Origin of the sequence: Sphingomonas sp. HDW15A (assembly GCF_011301715.1) — a bacterium.
In the GTDB taxonomy this organism is placed as follows: Bacteria; Pseudomonadota; Alphaproteobacteria; order Sphingomonadales; family Sphingomonadaceae; genus Sphingomicrobium.
The window spans coordinates 1,993,360-2,014,396 of the sequence record NZ_CP049870.1 but is presented as its reverse complement, the minus strand read 5'-3'; the positions used below and the strand labels follow the sequence as shown (position 1 = coordinate 2,014,396).

Below are 21,037 nucleotides of genomic sequence, written 5' to 3'. Positions count from 1 at the left end.
GCAATGAGTAAGCCATCCGATGAGCGAAACCTTGCTCCCCTTCCCCTGGATTGACCTGGTCCTGATCCTCGCGCTGATCGCGCTCAATGGCGTCCTGGCCATGAGCGAGATGGCGATCGTGTCTTCGCGCGAGGCGCGCCTTCGCGCCATGGCCAAGAACGGAAGCAAGGGTGCGACTTGCGCGCTCGCGCTCGCCGCCGAACCGGGGCGGTTCCTTTCCACGGTCCAGATCGGGATTACGCTGATCGGCATTCTTGCCGGCGCTTATTCCGGCGCTAGCCTTGGCGCACCGGTGGCGCAGCGCCTCGCCTTACTTGGGATCGATCCCGAAACGGCGAAATCGATCGGCTTCGGGATCGTCATTGCCTTTACCACTTATGCCAGCCTTGTGGTCGGTGAGCTGGTGCCCAAGCAATTCGCGCTTCGCTCGCCCGAGCCGATCGCCGCCATCGTCGCCCGCCCGATGCAAATGATGTCCAGCGTGACCGCACCGCTGGTGTGGCTGCTCGACGTAACCAGCGCCGCGATCTTCCGGATGCTCGGCATGACCCGCGAGAACAAGAATGTCGTGACCGCCGAAGAGCTCCATCTCGTCGTTGCCGAAGCCAAGACCGCCGGGGTTCTCGAAGAGAATGAGCGGGCGATCATCTCGGGCATCGTCCGGTTGGCGGACCGCCCGGTTCGGGAGGTCATGACCCCGCGCACGGAAATCGACTGGATCGACCTCGATTCGACCCGCGACGAAATCCGCGAAGCCCTCAACGCGACACCGCACAGCCGGATTCCGGTCGCTCGCGGGTCCGTGGAGGACATCGTCGGCGTGGTCTCCACGCGCGATCTCCTCATGGCCGTGCTGAATGGCGCCAAGCTCGATTTGCCGAGCCTGGCGCGAACCGCGCCGGTTATCCCCGACCTCATGGACGCGATGGACGCGCTCGGCGTGCTTCGCTCGGCCGAAGTGCCGCTTGCGCTGGTGCACGACGAATATGGCCATCTCGACGGGATCGTCACTCCGGGCTCGATCCTGGCGGCGCTGGCAGGAGCCTTCGCCAGCGATCTCGAGCATGACGACGATCCACCATGCATTGAGCGGGAAGACGGCAGCTGGCTGGTCTCGGGCGCGGCTAGCGCCGACGTTCTCGCCGATCGGCTGGGCGTCTCGCTTCCGGCCGAACGGGACTATTCGACGGTGGCGGGCTTCTCGCTCGACGTCCTTCGCCACATTCCCGAAACCGGTGAGCGATTCAAATTCGATGGCTGGACGTTCGAGGTCGTGGACATGGACGGCCGCAAGATCGACAAGCTGCTGGTCAGCAGGCCGGCCCGCAAGAAAGATGAAGTCACATCCGGAAATGGCTGATTGCCGCCGCTTTCGGGATAGTGTGTCTACTTTGCAACGGACTTCGGCGAAATGTTCCGACGCCGTTCCCAGCGCGCGACTTTACGGTATAGATGCGATCTGGATCCGCACCACGTAGGTGCAAATAAGGGGAGTCCGCATGCGCAATTATCTTCTCGCCGCGGTGGCGGCCGCTGCGTTGACCTCGCCGGCCATGGCCCGCGAGGACTCATTGTATGTCGGCGTCGACGGCGGTGTGATGCTGGTCGAGGATACAAGCCTCGACTACGATACGGATGCATTCATCGACGAGCCGAGCGATCTCGACGTCGACGACGCCATCCGTGTCGATCACAATCTTGGCTTCGACATCGACCTCGTCGCCGGTTACGACTTCGGTCCGGTCCGCGTCGAAGGCGAAATCGCCTACAAGAACGCTTCGCTTGACGAAGCGCAGTTCGACCTCGACTTCGTCGAGCAGCCGTCGCCGGGCACAGAGCCTTTCGACATTTCGGGCGATCTCAGCATCTTCTCGATCATGGCCAATGCCATGCTCGACTTCGGTGACGAGGATAATTGGAGCGGCTTTATCGGCGCCGGTGTCGGCTGGGCGACTGCCGAATATGACATCGACTTCGACGATGACCTGGACATTGGCTCCGATAGCGACAGCGACAGCTCGTTCGCGTGGCAGATCATTGCGGGCATCCGCAAGTCGGTCAGCTCCAACATCGATCTCGGCCTGAAATATCGCTTCTTCAACGTTTCGAAGCTCGACTTCGAAGACGATTCGATCGGTTTCGACCAGACCCTCAGCGGCCGTGTGAAATCGCACAGCCTGATGCTGAGCCTGATCTACAACTTCTGGACGCCGGCTCCGCCGCCTCCGCCTCCGCCGCCGCCCCCGCCGCCTCCGCCGCCGCCTCCGGCGACGCAGACCTGCCCGGACGGTTCGGTGATTCTGGCGACCGAGGCTTGCCCGCCGCCGCCGCCGCCGCCGCCTCCGCCGCCGGAGCCGGAACGCGGCTAAAACTCACGCCACAAAACGGCAGTGAACAGATCAGGGTCCGTCGGAGCAATCCGGCGGGCCCTTTTCGTTCGGGACCTCCGAAAGCCTAAGTAAGTCTTTCTTCGAAACTCATTGGAACGAACCCCCGCCCAGACTCATTTTGCAGGGGAATCCACAGTTCAGCCTTTCGAAGAGGGAAGAAGAAATGAAGACGCTTGCGTTCGCGCTTGCGGCATCGGGATTGCTTGCGCTTGGCGTTCCCGCCGCGGCACAGACCTGGATTGAAACGCCCGAAGCGAAGATGATCGCTTCAGAAGCGGCTGCGGAGGCCCGCGCCGACATGCTTGCCAAGTTCGGCAAGGACTATTTGAAGCCGGGCCAGTATCTTTGGGACGCGGATGCCGATCCCGATGCGCCGTCCGAGGTCGTGATCAGCCTCGACGACCAGATGGCCTATCTTTACCTCGGTGGAGAGTTGGCCGCGGCCTCAACAATTTCCAGCGGCAAGCCCGGCAACGATACGCCCACCGGAATCTTCCCGATCAAGGAGAAGAAGGTGATGCATCGTTCGCGCAAATACGACAATGCGCCGATGCCGCACATGCAGCGGCTCGACGATCACGGCATCGCGCTTCACGCCGGCCACCTGCCGGGCCGTCCGGCCTCGCACGGTTGTGTTCGCCTGCCAGCCCCGTTCGCGGCAAAGCTATTCGGCGTTACCAAAGTCGGAACGAAGGTGCTGATCGGGTCCTAAAGCTTTCCGAATTTCGCCTCGAAGCCATCGCGGTCGCCTCGCGCGAGATAGTCGGCCTGCTCGACGATCTTGTCGCGCGTCAGGCGGCCGCGAAAGGCGCCTAGGCTCGCGTCGAGTGCTTCGACCTGGCCTTCGCTTAAGCCCGCAATCTGATCGAAACGGGTTAGCCCGCGCTCGTTGAGCATCGCGGCGAGCTTCGGTCCAACGCCTTTCAGGACCTGCAGGTCATCGGGCGGACCGGATGCCCCCGGCAGTTCCGCATGCACCTGCGCATCGAGGATCTCGCCCGCCACGTCGCCGACGGCGGCGGCGGCCTCATCGGCCAGACCCTTGCCCTCCGTCGGCAAAACCATGTGAGGGCGAACGGTGCCGTCGTCGCTCAATGTGATGCGCTGCTTCGGACGAAGCAGCAGGTAGAGCAGCAGGACAACAACGATCGCCGCAATGGCGATCACGACGGGATTTTGGATCAGCTCGTTCATTCAACCCTCTTTTCGGCCACTCGGCCAGAACAGCAACCGGCCCGTGGCAAGGCCGATGACGAAGGTGACGGCGATCATCGGCCAATATGCCGAAAGCAACGCGAGCATCAATCGTCCCCGCCTTTGACCAGCGACAGGATGTAGGCGGCGGTCAGGCCCAGAAGGAATGCCGCAAGCGCCATCGCCAATGCTTCTCCGGCCAAGGGCAGGGGATAGGTCAGGACGGATCGCGGCCGCGACCAGCGCGCCTCGCCGACTCCCGGCAGGCTTTCGCCAATCCGGACGAGCTCGGTCCGCTGGAACTCGTCGGCCGGGCCTGAATAGATGATTCGCCGCGCGACTGGATCGCGCTGCATGTGGCCCTCGACCAGCGGCAGCTCGAAAAAATCGAGCATCCTGCGGACATCTTGATCGGAGCGGGTGACGAACCGCTCGGCCGCGCCACCGGGGCCATGCCAAAGAAAGGCGGACGCAACCGTCGCCGCGAAACCAATCGTCAGCGCCACGTTAGGCCGCATCGTTCCGCTCCAGTTCGCGCCAGCCGATGTCACGCCGATGGAAACCGTCAGCGAAATCGATGGCGTCGACGCCGCGATACGCGCGGGCGCGCGCGTTTGCGAGCGTGTCGGCGATGGCCGTCACAGCCAGCACGCGTCCGCCACCCGCAAGTAATGCCCCTGAAGAATGGCGCGCGGTTCCGGCATGGAAGACCGTCACGCCGTGCTCTCGCTCGGCGGCTTCGATTCCGTCGATCGCACCACCGCGTCGCGGAGTACCAGGATAGCCTTCGGCGGCGACGATAACGGTCATGGTCGCCTGCGCGGAAAGCTTGGGCGCCTGGAAGGTGTCGCCCCTCGCCACCGCCTGCAGCAATTCGGCGAAATCGCCTTCGATTCGGAGCATGATTGCCTCGCACTCCGGATCGCCGAAGCGGACGTTATATTCGATCAGCTTGGGGCCTTCGGGAGTGAGCATCAGACCGGCATAAAGCACGCCGTTGAACGGTGTTCCTGCCGCCGCCATTTCCCGCACCGTCGGCTCGATGATCTCGCGCATTGCGCGACCCTCAAGTTCGGGGCTCAAAACCGGCGCAGGCGAATAGGCGCCCATGCCGCCGGTATTGGGACCCGTGTCGCCCTCTCCGACGCGCTTATGGTCCTGGGCGCTTGCCAACGGCACGGCGCGGGTCCCGTCAACCAGTGCGAACAGGCTGGCTTCTTCGCCTTCCAGATATTCCTCGATGACCATCGGCCCGTCGCCGGCGGCGCGAATCGCCGCCTCGGCCTCGTCGCGCGACATCGCCACGGTCACGCCCTTGCCCGCGGCAAGGCCGTCGGCCTTGATCACCACCGGCAGCCCGAATTTGTGAAGGGCCGCCAGCGCCTCGTCCATCCGCTCCGTTCGCACATAGGCCGCCGTTGGGATTCCGGCGCGCGCGCACAGGTCCTTGGTAAAGCCCTTCGATCCTTCAAGCTGGGCCGCCGCTGCGCTCGGTCCGAACACCGCGATCCCCGCCTCGCGACATGCATCCGCGACCCCCGCGACCAGCGGCGCTTCGGGCCCGACAACCACGAGGTCGATCCGCCGCTCCTTTGCGAGCGCGACAACCTTATGGGGATCGCACGGGTCGATCGGGACGCAGTCCGCCCAACGCTCGATGCCGGGGTTGCCCGGCGCCGCGATCAGGTCGCCGCAGCTCGGCGATTGCCTTAAGCGCCAAGCCAGCGCATCCTCGCGTCCGCCCGATCCCAGCAGCAGGATATTCATGAGTTCTTCCGGTCCCGATGACGACGCATCCGGCCTGTTAGCGAAGGTCGGCACCGGCGACAATTCGCCGGCGCTCAGCGTCAGCGAGCTTTCCGGCGCCTTGAAGCGCACCGTCGAGCAGGCGTTTGGCCATGTTCGGGTCCGCGGCGAGATCTCCGGATGGAAGCGTCACGGTTCGGGCCATTGCTATTTCACCCTCAAGGACGATTCCGCCTGCATCGATGCCGTGCTGTGGCGCGGCCAGGCGGGGCGGTTGTCCTTCGCTCCGGAAGACGGCGCGGAGGTGATCGCCACCGGCAAGCTCACCACTTATCCAGGCCGCTCGAAATATCAGATCGTCGTCGACAAGCTCGAGCTGGCCGGGGAGGGCGCATTGATGGCGCTGCTCGATCGCCGCCGCCGCGCGCTCGCCGCCGAAGGATTGTTCGACGAGGCGCGTAAGCGGCCGCTTCCGCACATGCCGCGAATCATCGGCGTGATCACCTCGCCGACTGGCGCCGTCATTCGGGACATTCTTCATCGCCTCGCCGACCGCTGCCCGTGTCACGTCATCGTTTGGCCGGTTCCGGTCCAGGGGGAGGGCGCAGCGGAAAAGATCGCCGCCGCGATCCGCGGCTTTCAGGCCCTGGCCGCGCCGCCCGACCTACTGATCGTTGCGCGCGGCGGCGGCTCGATCGAAGATTTGTGGGCGTTCAACGAGGAGATTGTCGTTCGCGCCGCTGCTGAATCCTCGCTTCCGCTGATCAGCGCCGTTGGCCACGAAACCGACACCACCCTGATCGATTTCGCAGCCGACCGACGCGCGCCGACGCCGACGGCCGCCGCGGAAATGGCCGTTCCGGTCCTCGCCGAGCTTTCCGGCCTGCTCGATTCGCTTGGCGGGCGGCTCGCCGGCGCCCTTGCGCGTGGATCGGCCGATGCTGGCGAGCGGCTTCAGCGCGCAATCGAGCGCTGGCCGCATCCGGAAGGCCTGCTCCTGCCGGCCGCGACGAAGCTTGCCGATCCGTCATCTCGCTTGCCGCGCGCGCTTGCCGCCCGCGCCGCGCATGCGCGGGGCGACTTCGGGATGGTTGCGACCCGGCTACGGACCGGCCTGCTCGACAACCGCCTCGAGCGTATGCGCGAGAAGCTGGCAGGCCTGTGGCGCCTGGCCGAACTCGCGCATCCCGAGCGGCCGTTGGCGCGCGGCTTTGCCCGCGTCACCGCCGACGATGGATCGACGCTGATGACCGCCGCGGCGGCCGGGGCGGTCCCCCATCTTCGCCTTCGCTTCGCCGACGGCGAGGTCGGGGCGGTCCCCGACGGCGCTCGCGGGGTTGAGACCGGGCCGGCTTCGTCCTATCGCTCGCGCAAGCCTGCGGCAGTCCGTCAGCCGGGGCTGTTCGACGATTGATGAGGATGGCGACGTGTTGATGACCGGTCGCGGGCGCGAGGCCCGGATTCACTATCTCGCCGGGACCTTCCGGATCCTCGCCACCGGCGATTACGTCCGCTGCGCCGAGACTGGGGCGGCGATCGCGATCGACGAGCTGCTCTACTGGTCGGTGGAACGGCAGGAAGCCTATGTCGATGCAGCGGCCAGCCTCGCCGCCGAACGACGCTCCGGAAGCGCCGCCTAGCTTCGAAACGCTAACGCCGCACAGGGTGTGTCCGTGCTGTCACACTAGCTTAACAAAAGCTGCACGGGGGCGTCAGGGCGCTGGACAGCCCACCACCTATTCAAGCTAAACGACACTCACGTGGGGGTGGACTACGCCCGCGAACCTAAGGTGTTCCGGCAACGGACGCTTTGATTCGGGAGATTGAAATGAGGAAATCGACTTTGCGTGCGACTGCCGCGGTGCAGGCTCTCGCGCTCCTCGGCGCAGGCGCATTTATCGCTACGCCGGCCGCTGCGCAGGACACCACCGGTGCCGCGTCGAACGAAACCCAGCCGACGCAGGACCAGCAGGCTGCTGTTCCCAAGCCGGAAGACCAGGCGGATTCCGACGACGCCATCGTCGTTACCGGTTCGCGCATCGTCCGTCCTGACCTTGAGGCGCCGAGCCCGGTCACGACCGTCGATTCGGAACAGTTCGACCTGACCGGTACGGTCACCGTCGAAACCCTCCTGAACGAGCTGCCGCAGCTCATTCCGGGCAACACCCGCACCTCGAACAACCAGGGCGGCGAGGACTTCTCCACCCTCGACCTTCGCGGCCTCGGTCCGAACCGCACCCTGATCCTCGTCGACGGCGAGCGCGTTCCCGCCTCGTCGACCTCGGGCGTTGTCGACATCGGCACCATCCCGGCCGGTCTCATTGAGCGCGTTGACGTCGTCACCGGCGGCGCCTCGGCCGTTTACGGTTCGGACGCCATGGCCGGCGTCGTGAACTTCATCCTCAAGGATAACTTCGAAGGCCTCGAAGTGTCGTCGCAGTACGGCATCTCGGACCATGGGGACGGTTCGCAGTTCAATATCCAGGCCCTGCTCGGCGGCAACTTCGCCGACGACCGCGGCAACATGACCTTCTTCACCAGCTACTTCACGCGTGAAGCGGTCGGCCAAGGCGATCGCGACGTCACCCGTGACGCTGGCGTCGTTTATTACGACTACAACTATGCGACGCAGGAAATCTTCTTCTTCGTTCCTGATCACCTGACCCCGCCCAGCGCCTACACGAGCCGCTACCCCAATGGCGGCATCGGCATCGCTGCGCAGGCCGGTTCTTCGACCCCGCCGTGGGGCCTGATCTCGAACAACGCTACCAACCCGTTCCAAAATCTCAGCACGATCCTTCCGGGCAACTTCGGGGCGGGTAACACCGACACGAACTGCGACGGCGTTCCGGGCGGTGCTGTGAACACTGGCAACCTGTCGTTCAACGATCAGGGCGAATTGGTACCGGCCAACGCTTCGGGCCAGGCCGCCGGCCTCTGCGCCTTCGCTGATCGTTCGACCAGCGAGAGCTCGAGCCGGTTCAACTTCAACCCGCTCAACTATCTCGTCACGCCTTACGAGCGCTTCAACCTCACCGCGACGGGCCGTTACGACATCACGGATTCGATCCGCCTGAAGGTCGTCGGCAACTACGTCGACTCCTCGCAGGAGGTGAACCTCGCGCCGACTCCGGCAACCGGTATCTCGGTGCCTGTCACCAACGCCTTCATCGCTCTCGGCGACGCCACCAACGGTGCGCCTTGCGGCGTCGGCATTTCCTGTAACGAGGATTTACGTCAGGCATTGCTGTCGCGTCCGAATCCGAATGCGCCGTTCACCTACGCACGCCGCTTCTTCGAAACCGGTCCGCGTGTCGGCATCTACAATTCCAAGACGCAAACCCTGCGCGGCACCCTATCGGGTCCGATCGGTTGGGGCTTCAACTGGGATCTGACCGGCAGCTACGGCAAGACCACGGCCAACATCGAGGCTCGCGGCAACATCAACAATGCGGCCGTCCAACAGGGTCTCAACAACTGCATCAACACCGCCGGCGTCATCAACGGCGCGGGTATCCTTCCGGGCTGCGTGCCGCTCGACATCTTCGGGGCGAACACCTTGTTCGCGGGCTACGACCTCACCGGGCGTCCGGACATGGCCCCGGGCTCGATGCTGAACTTCGTACGCATCGATACCCAGGAACGTCGTGAGTTCGAGCAGGTTCGTATTGCCGGCAACATCACCGGCAACCTGTTCGAGCTTCCGGCCGGTCCGGTCGGTGTCGCGGTTGGCGCCGAGGCTCGTACCGATCGCGGTTCGATCGTCGTCGACGATGCTCAGCGAACTGGTAACATTTACGGCTTCAACGCCGTCCAGAACCAGGCCGGTAAGGTCAACGTCAAGGAAGTGTACGGCGAAATCCGCGTTCCGATTCTCGCCGACATGTTCCTTGTCGATGAACTGTCGCTCGAAGCTGGTGCTCGCTTCTCCGACTATTCGACGGTCAACGGCCTGCTCAACTACAAGTTCGGCATGCAGTACTCGCCGTTTGACTGGATGAAGTTCCGCGCGATCTACAACAAGGCGGCACGTGCTCCGTCGATCGTCGAACTGTTCCAGAACGGCGACCAGGGCTTCCCGTCCTACGTCGACCCCTGTAACGACATCGCCGGCCGCAGCGCGACGGCTCTGGCCATCTGTTCGGCCCAGACCCCGGCCTTCGCTGCGGGTGGTGGTTACACCGGCTTCAACCAGACCAACGCGCAGGTTCAGGCCTTCGCCTTCGGTAACCCGGACATCAGCGAGGAAACCGCCAAGACCTTCACGGTCGGCGCGGTTCTCACGCCGAACCTCGGGCTGGGCCGCTTCTCGGCAACGATCGACTATTACAAGATCCGGATCGAGGACATCATCACCACCTTCGGTGCGCAGTTCTTCATCAACGACTGCTACCTGGCGGGGAATGCCTCGTCCTGCGATCGCATTACGCGTGATCCGGGCACCGGTCAGTTGACCGCGGTCAACACGGCCACGGGTAACCAGGGCGTGTTCAAGTCGAGCGGTGTGGACGCGACGGTCAACTATGTCGTTCCGTTCGCCGACCTCGGCCTTGGGATCCCGGGCCGCCTGCGGTTCCAGGAGTTGATCAGCTGGAACGAAGAAATCAGCTTCGGCGGCGCTAACTTCTCCGGCGCTGGCGCGGCGGGCATCGGCGGCAACTTCCCTGAGTGGAAGTCGACGATGACCCTCGCGTACGATAGCGACAGCTTCACCGCTCAGATGCGTTGGAACTGGCAGTCGGACCTCGAGGATGTTGGCTTCACCAACATCGGCGACAACGGCGCTCCGGACGTCCCGGGTCTCAGCTACTTCGATCTCTCGCTCCGCAAGAAGATCGGCGACAACTTCGAGATCACCGGTATCGTCCAGAACCTGTTCAACCAGAAGGCCAAGAAGACCGTTGCCGGCTTCTTCGCCGAGGGCGGTACGGACGTCGCGTACTGGAACCCGGTCATCCTCGGCCGCTACTTCACCCTTCAGGCGAAGGTGAAGATGTAAGCTTCGGTTTCACCGAACGATCAAAGGGCGGCGGGGAAGAAATTCCCCGCCGCTTCTTTTTTGCCGAGAGCTTCCCGGCACAACGGGCAGGGGCCACAGGCGGCTGGCCTTGTGCGATGAGACAGTTAGAGCCCGCAGGCCTGCGCCGCTTAGCGCGACAGGATTGTCACGGGTTTCATGCCCGTGACGGATCGCATTGAGCCTGAGTTTATAGGGGTTGGTAGTCGAAGGCGGCCGTCAACCGGTCGCCCCGGCCTTCGCCGAAGGGCCGAGTGCCGTGAAGCATGAAGGACGGGAAAAGCACCAGTCGTCCGGCCTGCGGTTCCACGATCCGCCGTGGCTCGACGTCCATGTTGAACATGTCCGGCGGACGGCCGAATTCGATCCACCCTTCTTGCCTTTCGCGCTGCTCGGCGGCGTAGTCCGGAAGCCGCGCGTAAAAGGCGGAGCTCATCCAGCCGTGGCCGTGGAAATGCGGGACGTGGTGGCCCCCGCCTCCCTGCAGGCGAACAGACCAACTACCCGAAAAGCCGAATTTCGTCGACTTCCGCCTTAGGAACGGATGGGTTGGATCGTCGGGTAGCTTGGCGATGGCATTCGCCGCCGCCCTCATCACGCCTTCTCGGAAGGATTGGATGACCGGGTCGGGACGGTCGAACAGCGCGCCACTGGTCTGGGTACCATGGCTAAGCGACTGATTGCCTGGCGCAACCAGCGTCTGGTGAAGCGGATCTAAGGCCGCGGCGACGACCTTTGCGAATTCCTGGGCGGACAACTTGCCGTCCGGCGATGGCACTTCCGTCACCATGACCAGCCGCTCATAGTCGCACAGCCAGTGCTCGCGCGGATCGTCCAGCATCCGCCACGCCAGCGACAACAGGCTCCAGCCGATCTGATCGTCGCCCGCGTTCCGATTATACTGCTCAGCCCAGCCGGCGGCGCGCTTATAATCGCCGGCACGCATCGCCAGTTGGATCTTGCTAACCAGCCCCAAGGGCCGGCTGTCGACGTCGACCGGCAAGGACTCGATCTCGGCCAGCGCGGGACCTGCTTCTCCGGTAATTCCTTCCGTGAAGGCCGTCAGAATGACCAGGTCGGGGTCGCGCCCGACCTTGCTTATGCCTTCGCGGCCGACCTTTGCCGCTTCCTCGTTTCTCTTGTTGGCGGCGAGCGCATGGACCCAGCTTGTCCACGCCTCGGCCGACCCGTGTTTTTCCGCCCAGGCGCGATAATGGTCGAACGCCCTCGTGCCGTCCCGATACTCGATTTCCAGGCGGGTCAGTCCGGACATCGCCTCGCCATTTTCGGGCTTCTCGGCGACCGCCTGATTATAAAGGTCTGCGGCCCGGTCGACGTGTCCTGCTTCCAGCTCGGCGGCAGCCCAATGGGCGGTGAATTCGCTCCCGGACATGCCGAGGCGCTGCGCCTCCGCAAATGCCTCGCACGCTTCGTCGTAGCGGCATGCGGCACGCAGGGTGACTGCCTGGTTATAGCGGATTCGCGGGCGAGACGGCGCCGCTCGCACGGCCAGGTCGAAGGCCCCGACCGCTTCGTCGATACGCCCGAGGTTCTTCAGCGCCGCTCCGCGCGCGGCAAACAGCCGGGCGTGGCCGGGGAAGCGCAAAAGGCCTTCATCTGCTGCCGATAGCGCCGCCGCATTGTTCCCGGCATTGGTCAAGCTGACCGCGCGGTTGAGGTGCGCGTCGGCTAGATCGGGGCGAAGCCGGGCAAGCCTCGTCCACTGCTCGGCCGCTTCCGCATGACGCCCGGCCGTGCCCAGCGTGTCGGCCAAGGCGCCGATGATTTCCGGAGGACCATTTTCAAGCGCGACGATCCGCTTCAGCGCATCGATCGTTTCGTCCGTCTTGCCCGCCTGGCTTGCGACGAATGCGAACAGGCGAAGCGCCTGGCCGTCCTTGTCGATGGCCGATCGGTGCGGCGCCAGGATCGTCCACGCTTCCTGCACGCGCCCGACCTGCGCCAGACTCTGCGCCTGCTGCAGCTGCGCCATCAGGTTCATCAGGACCACGCTTGGCGCCTTCCTATCCGCGTCGCTCTAGTTGTTGAGCCGCTCGATCCGAAAGCCGACACGGCCTTCGATGCTGCCCATGTAGCTGCCCAGCGCCGCGCGCCGAATGCGGATTTTCGATCCGGCCTTCGGCTTGTCCATATAGGCGCCGTCCTTTTGCGCCCAGCGCGCCCCGTCCTCGAGCGTGAAGATATAGCCTTTCGGGCCCTGGCTAACCGCCTTGATGGTCGTTTCGATCGACTTGACGTCCTCGGCCATGTCGTTGTCGCCGAACAGTTTGACCTTTGGCAGGTCGAAGCCGAACAGCCCACGCCGCGCTTCCTGCACGGCCTGCTTGTCGGCGACGTAGAGATCCTTGTTCTGCTGGGCCTGCGCGAGCGTTCCGACCGTCTTGTCGAAACAGGCCAGCCGCGCTTGCGAGTCCGTGATCGCCCGGCACTGCAGGACGTCGTCGAAGATTTTCGGGGTCTTGGCCGTGCTGAGGCCGGTCTTGTCCTGGGCCGTCGCGGGCGCCTGAAACGCGATCAGCGCGGTGAGGCCAGCGACAGCATACTTCAACTTGAACATGGAAACCCCTTCCGGTCCGGTGAATTGGGCCGAGTTTGCCGCCGATAGGGCGGTGCGTAAAGCCTGAAGGTCGCCCCGTCAGGCTGGCGCTATCACAAGCCCGCCGTCGCCCTCGTCGACCTTGACCGTCGATCCATCCTTCACGGTGCCGGCCAGGATCGCGTCGGCTAGCGGATCCTGCAGGTATTTCTGGATCGCCCGCTTCAGCGGCCGCGCCCCGTAGACCGGGTCGTAGCCGACACGGCCGAGCCACGCCCGCGCCTTGTCGGTTAGTTCCAGCGTGATCTTGCGGTCGGCCAGCAGCTTCTGAAGCCGTGCCGCCTGGATATCGACGATCGGCCCCATGTGACTTGCGCTGAGGCGGTGGAACAGGATGATTTCGTCCAGGCGGTTGAGGAATTCCGGCCGGAAGTGCGAACGGACGACCTCCATCACCTGGTGCTCGACGCTCTCCGCCGGCTCGTCCTCGCCGAGGTTGGCGAGAAACTGGCTGCCGAGGTTGGACGTCAGGATGATGATCGTGTTGGCGAAATCGACGGTTCGGCCCTGGCCGTCGGTCAGGCGGCCATCGTCAAGCACCTGCAGCAGGATGTTGAACACGTCGGCATGGGCCTTCTCGACCTCGTCGAACAGCACAACCTGGTAGGGTCGGCGGCGCACGGCTTCCGTCAGCACGCCGCCTTCTTCGTAGCCGACATAGCCCGGAGGCGCTCCGATCAGCCTCGCGACCGCATGCTTCTCCATGAACTCCGACATGTCGATTCGCACCATTGCGCTGTCGTCGTCGAACAGGAATCCGGCCAGCGCCTTGGTCAGCTCGGTCTTGCCGACTCCGGTCGGGCCGAGGAACAGGAAGCTGCCGAGCGGACGATTGGGGTCCTGCAAGCCGGCGCGGGCACGGCGGACTGCGGCGCTGACGGCCTTCACCGCCTGGTCTTGGCCGATCACTCGGGCGCCGATCGCCTTTTCCATGTTGAGCAATTTCTCGCGCTCGCCCTCCATCATCCGCTCGACCGGGACGCCGGTCCAGCGGCTGACGACCGAGGCGATGTCCTGGTCGGTTACTTCCTCGCGGAGCATCGCGCCTTTGGATGCCTGGCCCGCCTCGGCGAGCTTCTTCTCGAGCTCGGGAATACGGCCGTATTGCAGCTCGCCGGCCTTGGCGAGATCGCCCGAGCGCTGCGCCTGCTCGAGTTCGATGCGGGCCGCGTCGAGCTGCGCCTTGAGGTCCGCCTCGGCGCTGATCTTTTCCTTTTCGGCCTGCCAGCGCGTGGTGAGCTCGGTCGACTGCTGCTCGAGGTTCGCAAGCTCCTCCTCAAGCTTCGCGAGCCGGTCCTTGGACGCCGAATCGCTCTCCTTCTTCAGCGCCTCGCGCTCGATCTTGAGCTGGATGATCCGCCGGTCGAGATTTTCGATTTCCTCCGGCTTCGATTCCACTTCCATGCGGATCCGGCTTGCCGCCTCGTCCATCAGGTCGATCGCCTTGTCCGGCAGGAAGCGGTCGGAGATGTAGCGGTTCGAAAGCGTCGCAGCCGCGACCAGCGCCGCATCGGTGATCCGCACGCCGTGGTGAAGCTCGTACTTCTCCTTCAGCCCGCGAAGGATCGAGATCGTGTCCTCGACGGTCGGCTCGCCGATGAATACCGGCTGGAAGCGCCGCTCGAGCGCCGCGTCCTTCTCGACATGCTTCCTGTACTCGTCGAGCGTCGTCGCGCCGATGACGTGAAGCTCGCCGCGCGACAGCGCGGGTTTGAGCAGATTGCCGGCGTCCATCGCGCCTTCGCTTTTCCCGGCGCCGACAAGCGTATGCATCTCGTCGATGAACAGGATGATGTCGCCGGCCGACTGCTTGACCTCGTCGATTACGCCTTTCAGCCGCTCTTCGAACTCGCCGCGATATTTCGCGCCTGCGATAAGGCCGCCCATGTCGAGCGACAGCAGTTTGCGGTCCTTGAGGCCGTCGGGAACGTCGCCGTTGGCGATCCGCAAGGCAAGTCCTTCGGCGATGGCGGTCTTGCCGACGCCGGGCTCGCCGATCAGCACCGGATTGTTCTTGGTCCGCCGGGCAAGCACCTGGACGGTTCGGCGGATTTCCTCGTCGCGGCCGATGACCGGGTCGAGCTTGCCCTCGCGCGCCCGCTCGGTCAGGTCGACCGTATATTTCTTGAGGGCATCGTAGCGGTCTTCGGATCCCTGCGTGTCCGCCGTCCGCCCGCCGCGCAATTTCTCGATCGCGGCATTGAGCTTTTGCGGGGTGAGGCCGGCGCGGGCGAGGGCGTCGCCCTCCGCCGTGCCCTTGGACAGCGCGAAGGCGAGCAGGATGCGCTCGACCGTGACGTAGCTGTCATTGGCCTTGGTGGAGATTTCCTGCGCCTTGTCGAGCACGCGCAGGAGGTCGCCATCGACGCCGGGCGCACTGGTCGCCCCGCTGCCCGTGACGCTCGGCTGCTTTTCGACCAGCGCATCGACTTCCCGCTTCGCCGCTTTGGCATCGCCGCCGGCCGCCTGGATCAGGCCCGCCGCCATGCCCTGCTCGTCGTCCAGCAGGGCCTTCAGGTAATGCGCCGGCGTAATCCGCTGGTGATGCTCGCGAACCGCAATGGTCTGGGCTGCCTGCAGGAACCCGCGCGCCCGGTCGGTCAGTTTCTCAAAGTCCATGAATGTCCCTCGTTCGGCTGCCGATGTGGTGTGCTGAAGTCACAACGCAAGGGGTCATTGTGTCGGGGCAGCCACAGTCGCGGCGCTCTGATCGGCTGGCGGCTCGACATAGGGCAGCGCGCCTTCCTCAAGCACGGCAGCGCATCCCCATCCGCCTGCTGCTCCCGCCGTGCCCCACTCGCGGGTCTTGCGCGCGTCGATATGGAATCTCAGCCCCTTGTAGAAGCCGAGGCCGATGTTGTTCCACCAGCCCTTGCCAAGCTGGATCCGGCACAATGTGGTCATCAGCAACTCGCGTTGGAACGGCTGGATCGGAACCATGTCGATCCCGCCGCCGGTCAGGTGAGTCGAGGTTGGCGCACCCTTGGCGCAGGCGTTCAGCGCGGGATTGCGATAGGCCGATACCACCTCGATCTGGCCGACGACCGGCTCGATGAACGCGCCGACGAAGCGCAACGCGTGGACGATATTTGGCCAATGCTCCGTCGGCGGGACTTCGAAGGGCTGGCTGGCGCAACGCGACCAGTCGCTTGCGGTGCGAAGCAATTGCCAGGTCGGGGCGACCCCGCCGACGCCATTATGAACCAGGTAGTCGTTGAAGGCCTTGACCCGGATCGGCCGTGCCGGGTCGGCGGCGATCCAGCGCCGGTATCCCGGCTCGTCCTGTCCCTGCGTGACGTAGTTCAGTGCGGCCGGCGAGGTTGCGCTGCTCGCCCAGGACGGGACGGACAGGATCGCGCCGAGCAGGAGGATCAATCGCAGCACCGTGCAATCAAAACGCGCCGGCCATTGAAATGCAACCGGCGCGCCTGCAAGTTGTCACCATGCAACGTCCAATCAATGTCGATCTGCCGCACAAGCTCGGTCGCGAAGAAGCCCGGCGGCGGATCGCCGCCAACATCCACAAGCTCGAAAGCCACATCCCAGGCGGCGCGGAGGTTTCGAGTCGCTGGGAAGGCGACACGTTGAAGCTCAATGTCGGCGCGATGGGCCAGTCGGTCGAAAGCGAGATCGGAGTCGATGACAGCGTCGTCCACTGCCGTATCCAGCTTCCCGGGCTCCTGTCGCTGTTCGCCAGTCCGATCGAGGCGATGCTAAAGAGCAAGGGTAGCGACTTGCTGCTTGAGGACAAGCGCGACTAGGCTGCCGCCGCAGCAGCGGGAGTCGGGCACATGCGTCACTTCGCGATCGTCGGTTCGGGCCCCGCCGGCTTTTACACGGCCGAGGCCCTGGCCAAGGCCTTTGGCGAGCGTGCGCGGATCGACATCATCGACCGCTATCCGGTGCCGTACGGGCTGATCCGCTTCGGCGTGGCCCCCGATCATCAGTCATTGAAAGCCGTTTCGAAGCGTTACGACAAGGTGGCTGAAACCGAAGGCGTACGCTTCGTCGGCAATGTCGCGGTCGGCAGCGACGTCCTCGTTGACGAGCTCATCCAGCTTTACGACGCGGTCGTCCTTGCGACCGGCGCACCGAACGACCGCAAGCTCGGCATCCCGGGCGAGGATCTGCCCGGTGTCGTCGGCTCGGCGGCGTTCGTCGGATGGTACAATGGCCATCCCGATTTCGCCGATCTCGATCCTCCGCTCGACGGGACGCACGTGGCGGTCGTCGGCAACGGCAATGTCGCGCTCGATTGCGCGCGGATCCTTGCCAAGACAGCGCACGAGTTCGAAGGGTCTGACATCGTCGGCCATGCGCTCGCGGCGCTCGAAAAGGCCGCGACCAGGACCATCACCATCCTCGGCCGCCGCGGCCCGCACCAGATCGCCATGACCCCGAAGGAGCTTGGCGAGCTCGGGCATTTGGAAGCGGCCTCTCCGGTCGTGGACGCCGCGGACTTTCCGCCACTCGAGGCGGATGAGTCGCTAGAGCCCGGTCACCGCAAGTCGATCGCCATCCTTCGCGAATTTGCGGCGACCCCGCCCGGCTCCACCAAGCCCAAGCGCATGGTGTTCGATTTCTTCGCCAAGCCGCTCTGGATTGAAGGCGACGGCAAGGCGGAAACGATCATTGTCGAGCGCACCGAGCTCGATCCGGACGGCCGCGCGGTTGGCACCGGCGAAACCTACGCGGTCCCCGCCAGCCTGGTCATTTCCGCGATCGGCTATTCGACGCCGCCCATGCCGGGCGTGCCTTATGACGAGCGCCACGGCCATTTCCTCAACGACCATGGGCAAATCGCCGACCGGCTCTATTGCGTCGGCTGGGCGCGGCGCGGGCCCACCGGCACGATCGGCACCAATCGGCCCGATGGCTATGAGGTCGCCGAACAGATAGCCGCGGCCATGCCGGTGGGTTCCGGGGCCGGGAAGCCGGGCGGCGCTGGTCTCGACTCGTTGCTTGCCGAACGCGTTATCCAGTCGACCAGCTTCGACGACTGGCGCACCATCGAGAAAGCGGAAGAAGCCCAGGCTCGGCCCAGCAGCCCGCGCGAGAAATTCGTGCACGCCGACGATTGGATGAAGGTGCTCGGGCGCACACGCTGAAACGCGGCTTGCGGAAACGCAAACCCACGGCTAGGAAGCCCGCGCCTTGGCTCCCGCGCCACGTCGCGGGTTCCGGTCGGGGAGTAGCTCAGCCTGGTAGAGCACTGTCTTCGGGAGGCAGGGGCCGGAGGTTCGAATCCTCTCTCCCCGACCATTTTTTCTGCCCGTGCGCTGCTTGGCGGCGACCTCGCTTCGTCAGGTCGTCGCTTCCAGCGTAGCGGGACGGTCCTCCAGAATCTTCATCAGCGCCTTGGCGGCCGGCTCGCTCGAAGGCGGATTCTGTCCGGTGACCAGCAACCCGTCGGTGACGACATAAGGCTGGAAGGTGCCACCGGCGCTGAACTCGGCGCCCTTGGCCTTCAGTTCGTCCTCCAGAAGGAACGGCACGACCTCGGTCAGCCCAACAGCGTCTTCCTCGGCATTGGTGAAGCCGGTGACCTTGCGGCCTTTGACGAGCGGCTGACCATCGCTGAGGGTGATGTCCTTTAGTACCGCCGGCGCATGGCAGACGAGCGCCACCGGCTTTTCGGCGGCCAGCATATCGGCGATCAGTTTTTTGGAAACGAGATCGTTGGCGAGATCCCACAAGGGGCCATGGCCGCCGGGATAGAAAATGCCGTCGAACGCGCCCGCGTCGATGGCCGACAGTCGCTCGGTCGCGGCCAGCCGGGCCTGCGCCTCAGGATCTTGCTTGAAGCGCCGTGTCGCCTCGGTCTGGGCGTCGGGCTCATCGCTCTTGGGGTCCAGCGGCGGATGGCCTCCCTTGGGGCTCGCCAGGGTGATCTTATGCCCGGCATCCTTCAAGACGTAGTAAGGCGCGGCAAATTCCTCCAGCCAGAAACCGGTCTTCTTGCCGGTTTCGCCAAGCTGGTCGTGGCTGGTCAGCACCATCAGGATGTTCATTGGGCAGTCCTTCAGTTCGTCGCCCCGCCCCGCCCGGAAAATAGGGTTGCGGAATGACGATTGAAAGACATCAGGTCGCGAAACTGGGATCGAGGCGATAGGCCTTGCGCAGCAATGCCGGCCAGGCGAGCAGCTTCGCCGCGATCGCTAGCCCGACCGCGCCTTGCTCGGCGGCCAGCTCCGGCGTTCCCTGCGGCGGCGTGTTGCATTTGTCGCCCGCGCTCAGCGCCATGATCTGCGCCTGGCAGGCCCGCTCGATGAAATAGAGCTTCACGAAGCATTCGCCGACCGACGCCCCGACCGCCAGCGTGCCGTGATTGCGAAGCAGCATGCCGTTCTTGGTGCCAAGATCGGCCACAAGCCGCTCGCGCTCGCCAAGATCGGTCGCCACACCTTCGTAATCGTGGAAGGCAAGGTCGCCCCGAACCAGCATCGCCGTCTGCGTCAGCGGCAGCAGCCCGTCCTCGTGAGCGCTGACCGCCTGGCCCGCGGGCGTATGAAGGTGCATGACCGCCTGCGCATCCTCGCGCGCCATGTGGATCGCGCTATGGATGACGAAGCCCGCCGGGTTGGTGATGAACGGCGTCGGCTCAACCGCATTGCCCTGGACGTCGACCTTGACCAGCGAACTTGCCGTCACTTCCTCGAACATCAGGTTATACGGATTCAGCAGGAAGTGATGCTCCGGCCCCGGAATGCGCGCCGAAAGGTGCGTGAAGATGAGGTCGTCCCAGCCGTAATGCGCGACGAGGCGATAGGCGGCGGCGAGATCGACGCGGATCTTCCACTCCTCCTCGCTCACCTTGTCCCGCATCGGCGGGATGTCGAGCTCGTCGATCGGCCGGATGCCGTCGATTCCGCGGTTCATCGTGTCGACCCGGTTCATGCGGTCGTCATCTCCTGCGCAATGCGGTCGGGGTGGGCGGCGGCGAAGGCCGGGTGGGCGCTCGCCGTCTCGTCCGCCCGCCTCAACGTCGGGAAGGCGGCGATCGGCACCGAGAAGCGCCGCGCATTGTACAACTGGGGCACGAGGCAGACGTCGGCCAGCGTCGGCTCGTCGCCGAACAGGAACGCGCCCGCCCTAGGCGCGGCCATCGCCTCAAGCGCAGCCAGCCCTTCGGTCACCCAGTGGCGATACCATTCGTCCTTCTGCACCTCCGTCAGCGCCAGCGGCCCCTTGAGGTACTTCAGCACCCGAAGGTTATTGAGCGGATGGATGTCGCAGGCGATGCTGAGCGCCAGGCTCCGCACATGCGCGCCGTCCGCCGGGTCTCGCGGCATCAGCGGCGGCTCAGGCCGTGTCTGGTCGAGGTACACCGCGATCGACAGGCTCTGGGCCAGCTTCAAACCGTCGATTTCGAGGCATGGCACGAAGCCCTGCGGGTTGACCGCGCGATAGCCGTCGCTCTTCTGGTCGCCATTAGCGAGGTTCACCTCCCGCCGTTCATAGGCTAGACCCTTGAGGCCGAGCGCAATCCGTACCCGGTACGAGGCCGAGCTGCGGAAATAGTCGTGGAGGACGATTGCTTCCATGACGTCAAGATTGCGCCGCACCAGCCCCGGGAGTCAACGCGCGGACGATTCGTTACGTGCCCGTTCCCTTGCAACGCAATTTGCGCTATTTCGTTGAGCGCTCAGGGGAGGGGCTTCGAAAGGGAGAATCGTCATGAGATTCCCATTCCTCGCTGCCACCACAGCTGGCCTCATCGGCGCAGCCACGATCGCCACCCCCGCCGCCGCCATCGATCCGCAGGGCATATCCACTTCGAAGCACGGCGTCCGAATCCATCACGGCAACCGCTACGCCCGCGACTGGGTCGGCAGCGACCGCCGTCGTCATCGCGATGACGACGCCTTCATCTATGAGGACCGCGAGTACGCCGGCGACACCCTGTTCCGCGCCGACGGCTTCAACGACTGGTGGCACGACGCGCCGCACCGCAACCGCCCGGCCTGGGTGATGACAAACCAGAATTGCGACCGGCAGTACTGGATGGGTGGCGCTTGGAGGTGTTGAGCTAAGCCACCGCGCGTAGGGAGGACGACGCGAAGAGCGCTCCGC

At 64.7% G+C, this 21,037-nt stretch carries 19 protein-coding genes and 1 tRNA gene; 10 read left to right on the top strand and 10 right to left on the bottom strand.

Features of this window, described 5'->3' with window-relative positions:
• The first annotated feature begins 19 nt into the window (after positions 1-19).
• The 3 genes from G7076_RS10530 to G7076_RS10520 all read left to right on the top strand — a co-directional run bounded on the left by G7076_RS10530 (position 20) and on the right by G7076_RS10520 (position 3,102).
• Positions 20-1,360, top strand: coding sequence for a hemolysin family protein (locus tag G7076_RS10530; protein ID WP_166202652.1), 1,341 nt, complete (start codon positions 20-22; stop codon positions 1,358-1,360).
• A gap of 139 nt (positions 1,361-1,499) precedes the next feature.
• Positions 1,500-2,369, top strand: coding sequence for an outer membrane beta-barrel protein (locus G7076_RS10525; RefSeq protein WP_166202650.1), 870 nt, complete (start codon positions 1,500-1,502; stop codon positions 2,367-2,369).
• A 184-nt stretch (positions 2,370-2,553) separates the two neighbouring features.
• A complete protein-coding gene (locus G7076_RS10520; RefSeq protein ID WP_206367532.1) occupies positions 2,554-3,102 on the top strand; it encodes a L,D-transpeptidase family protein in 549 nt (182 codons plus the stop codon).
• Here G7076_RS10520 and G7076_RS10515 read toward each other — a convergent pair.
• From G7076_RS10515 to purD, 3 genes are all read right to left on the bottom strand, one after another.
• Positions 3,099-3,584, bottom strand: a complete 486-nt coding sequence (locus tag G7076_RS10515) for a hypothetical protein (protein WP_166202648.1) — start codon at positions 3,582-3,584, stop codon at positions 3,099-3,101. The genes G7076_RS10520 and G7076_RS10515 overlap by 4 nt on opposite strands.
• Positions 3,585-3,691: 107 nt before the next feature.
• On the bottom strand, positions 3,692-4,090 hold the full coding sequence (locus tag G7076_RS10510; RefSeq protein ID WP_166202646.1) for a hypothetical protein: 399 nt from the start codon (positions 4,088-4,090) through the stop codon (positions 3,692-3,694).
• A gap of 1 nt (position 4,091) precedes the next feature.
• Positions 4,092-5,351: a phosphoribosylamine--glycine ligase gene (gene purD, locus G7076_RS10505; RefSeq protein ID WP_166202645.1), complete on the bottom strand. Its 1,260-nt coding sequence runs from the start codon at positions 5,349-5,351 to the stop codon at positions 4,092-4,094.
• Between purD and xseA the strand changes: the two genes are divergently transcribed.
• The 3 genes from xseA to G7076_RS10490 all read left to right on the top strand — a co-directional run bounded on the left by xseA (position 5,350) and on the right by G7076_RS10490 (position 10,329).
• Positions 5,350-6,744, top strand: a complete 1,395-nt coding sequence (xseA, locus tag G7076_RS10500) for an exodeoxyribonuclease VII large subunit (RefSeq protein WP_166202643.1) — start codon at positions 5,350-5,352, stop codon at positions 6,742-6,744. The genes purD and xseA overlap by 2 nt on opposite strands.
• 19 nt (positions 6,745-6,763) lie before the next feature.
• Entirely contained in the window at positions 6,764-6,970 is a 207-nt protein-coding gene (locus tag G7076_RS10495) for a DUF2093 domain-containing protein (RefSeq protein ID WP_166202641.1), read from the top strand.
• Positions 6,971-7,158: 188 nt separating this feature from the next.
• Positions 7,159-10,329 carry a TonB-dependent receptor gene (locus tag G7076_RS10490; protein ID WP_166202639.1) on the top strand — a complete coding sequence of 1,057 codons (3,171 nt, stop codon included), beginning with the start codon at positions 7,159-7,161 and terminating at the stop codon, positions 10,327-10,329.
• A 208-nt stretch (positions 10,330-10,537) separates the two neighbouring features.
• Here G7076_RS10490 and G7076_RS10485 read toward each other — a convergent pair whose 3' ends face one another.
• The 4 genes from G7076_RS10485 to G7076_RS10470 all read right to left on the bottom strand — a co-directional run bounded on the left by G7076_RS10485 (position 10,538) and on the right by G7076_RS10470 (position 16,348).
• The gene (locus G7076_RS10485) at positions 10,538-12,349 is read right to left on the bottom strand and encodes a putative 2OG-Fe(II) oxygenase (protein WP_240913920.1); all 1,812 of its coding nucleotides are present in this window, start codon (positions 12,347-12,349) and stop codon (positions 10,538-10,540) included.
• Positions 12,350-12,385: 36 nt separating this feature from the next.
• Positions 12,386-12,925: a hypothetical protein gene (locus G7076_RS10480; protein WP_166202635.1), complete on the bottom strand. Its 540-nt coding sequence runs from the start codon at positions 12,923-12,925 to the stop codon at positions 12,386-12,388.
• Between the two features lie 78 nt (positions 12,926-13,003).
• Complete coding sequence (clpB, locus tag G7076_RS10475) at positions 13,004-15,583, bottom strand: ATP-dependent chaperone ClpB (RefSeq protein WP_166202633.1); 2,580 nt, start codon at positions 15,581-15,583, stop codon at positions 13,004-13,006.
• A gap of 54 nt (positions 15,584-15,637) precedes the next feature.
• Complete coding sequence (locus G7076_RS10470; RefSeq protein WP_166202631.1) at positions 15,638-16,348, bottom strand: D-Ala-D-Ala carboxypeptidase family metallohydrolase; 711 nt, start codon at positions 16,346-16,348, stop codon at positions 15,638-15,640.
• Between the two features lie 59 nt (positions 16,349-16,407).
• On the opposite strand from G7076_RS10470, the gene G7076_RS10465 reads away from it, so the two are divergent.
• The 3 genes from G7076_RS10465 (at position 16,408) to G7076_RS10455 (ending at position 18,226) form a co-directional block, all read left to right on the top strand.
• Positions 16,408-16,725: a polyhydroxyalkanoic acid system family protein gene (locus G7076_RS10465; protein WP_166202629.1), complete on the top strand. Its 318-nt coding sequence runs from the start codon at positions 16,408-16,410 to the stop codon at positions 16,723-16,725.
• Positions 16,726-16,755: 30 nt separating this feature from the next.
• Positions 16,756-18,072, top strand: a complete 1,317-nt coding sequence (locus G7076_RS10460; RefSeq protein ID WP_166202628.1) for an FAD-dependent oxidoreductase — start codon at positions 16,756-16,758, stop codon at positions 18,070-18,072.
• Positions 18,073-18,149: 77 nt separating this feature from the next.
• Positions 18,150-18,226, top strand: a tRNA-Pro gene (locus G7076_RS10455).
• Positions 18,227-18,267: 41 nt separating this feature from the next.
• Here the strand turns inward: G7076_RS10455 and G7076_RS10450 are convergent.
• From G7076_RS10450 to maiA, 3 genes are all read right to left on the bottom strand, one after another.
• Positions 18,268-18,975 carry a type 1 glutamine amidotransferase domain-containing protein gene (locus G7076_RS10450; RefSeq protein ID WP_166202626.1) on the bottom strand — a complete coding sequence of 236 codons (708 nt, stop codon included), beginning with the start codon at positions 18,973-18,975 and terminating at the stop codon, positions 18,268-18,270.
• A gap of 70 nt (positions 18,976-19,045) precedes the next feature.
• A complete protein-coding gene (locus G7076_RS10445) occupies positions 19,046-19,789 on the bottom strand; it encodes a class II aldolase/adducin family protein (RefSeq protein WP_166203585.1) in 744 nt (247 codons plus the stop codon).
• A gap of 68 nt (positions 19,790-19,857) precedes the next feature.
• Entirely contained in the window at positions 19,858-20,529 is a 672-nt protein-coding gene (gene maiA / locus G7076_RS10440; RefSeq protein ID WP_346774090.1) for a maleylacetoacetate isomerase, read from the bottom strand.
• 112 nt (positions 20,530-20,641) lie between these two features.
• On the opposite strand from maiA, the gene G7076_RS10435 reads away from it, so the two are divergent.
• Positions 20,642-20,992, top strand: coding sequence for a hypothetical protein (locus G7076_RS10435; RefSeq protein ID WP_166202624.1), 351 nt, complete (start codon positions 20,642-20,644; stop codon positions 20,990-20,992).
• Positions 20,993-21,037 lie beyond the last annotated feature (45 nt).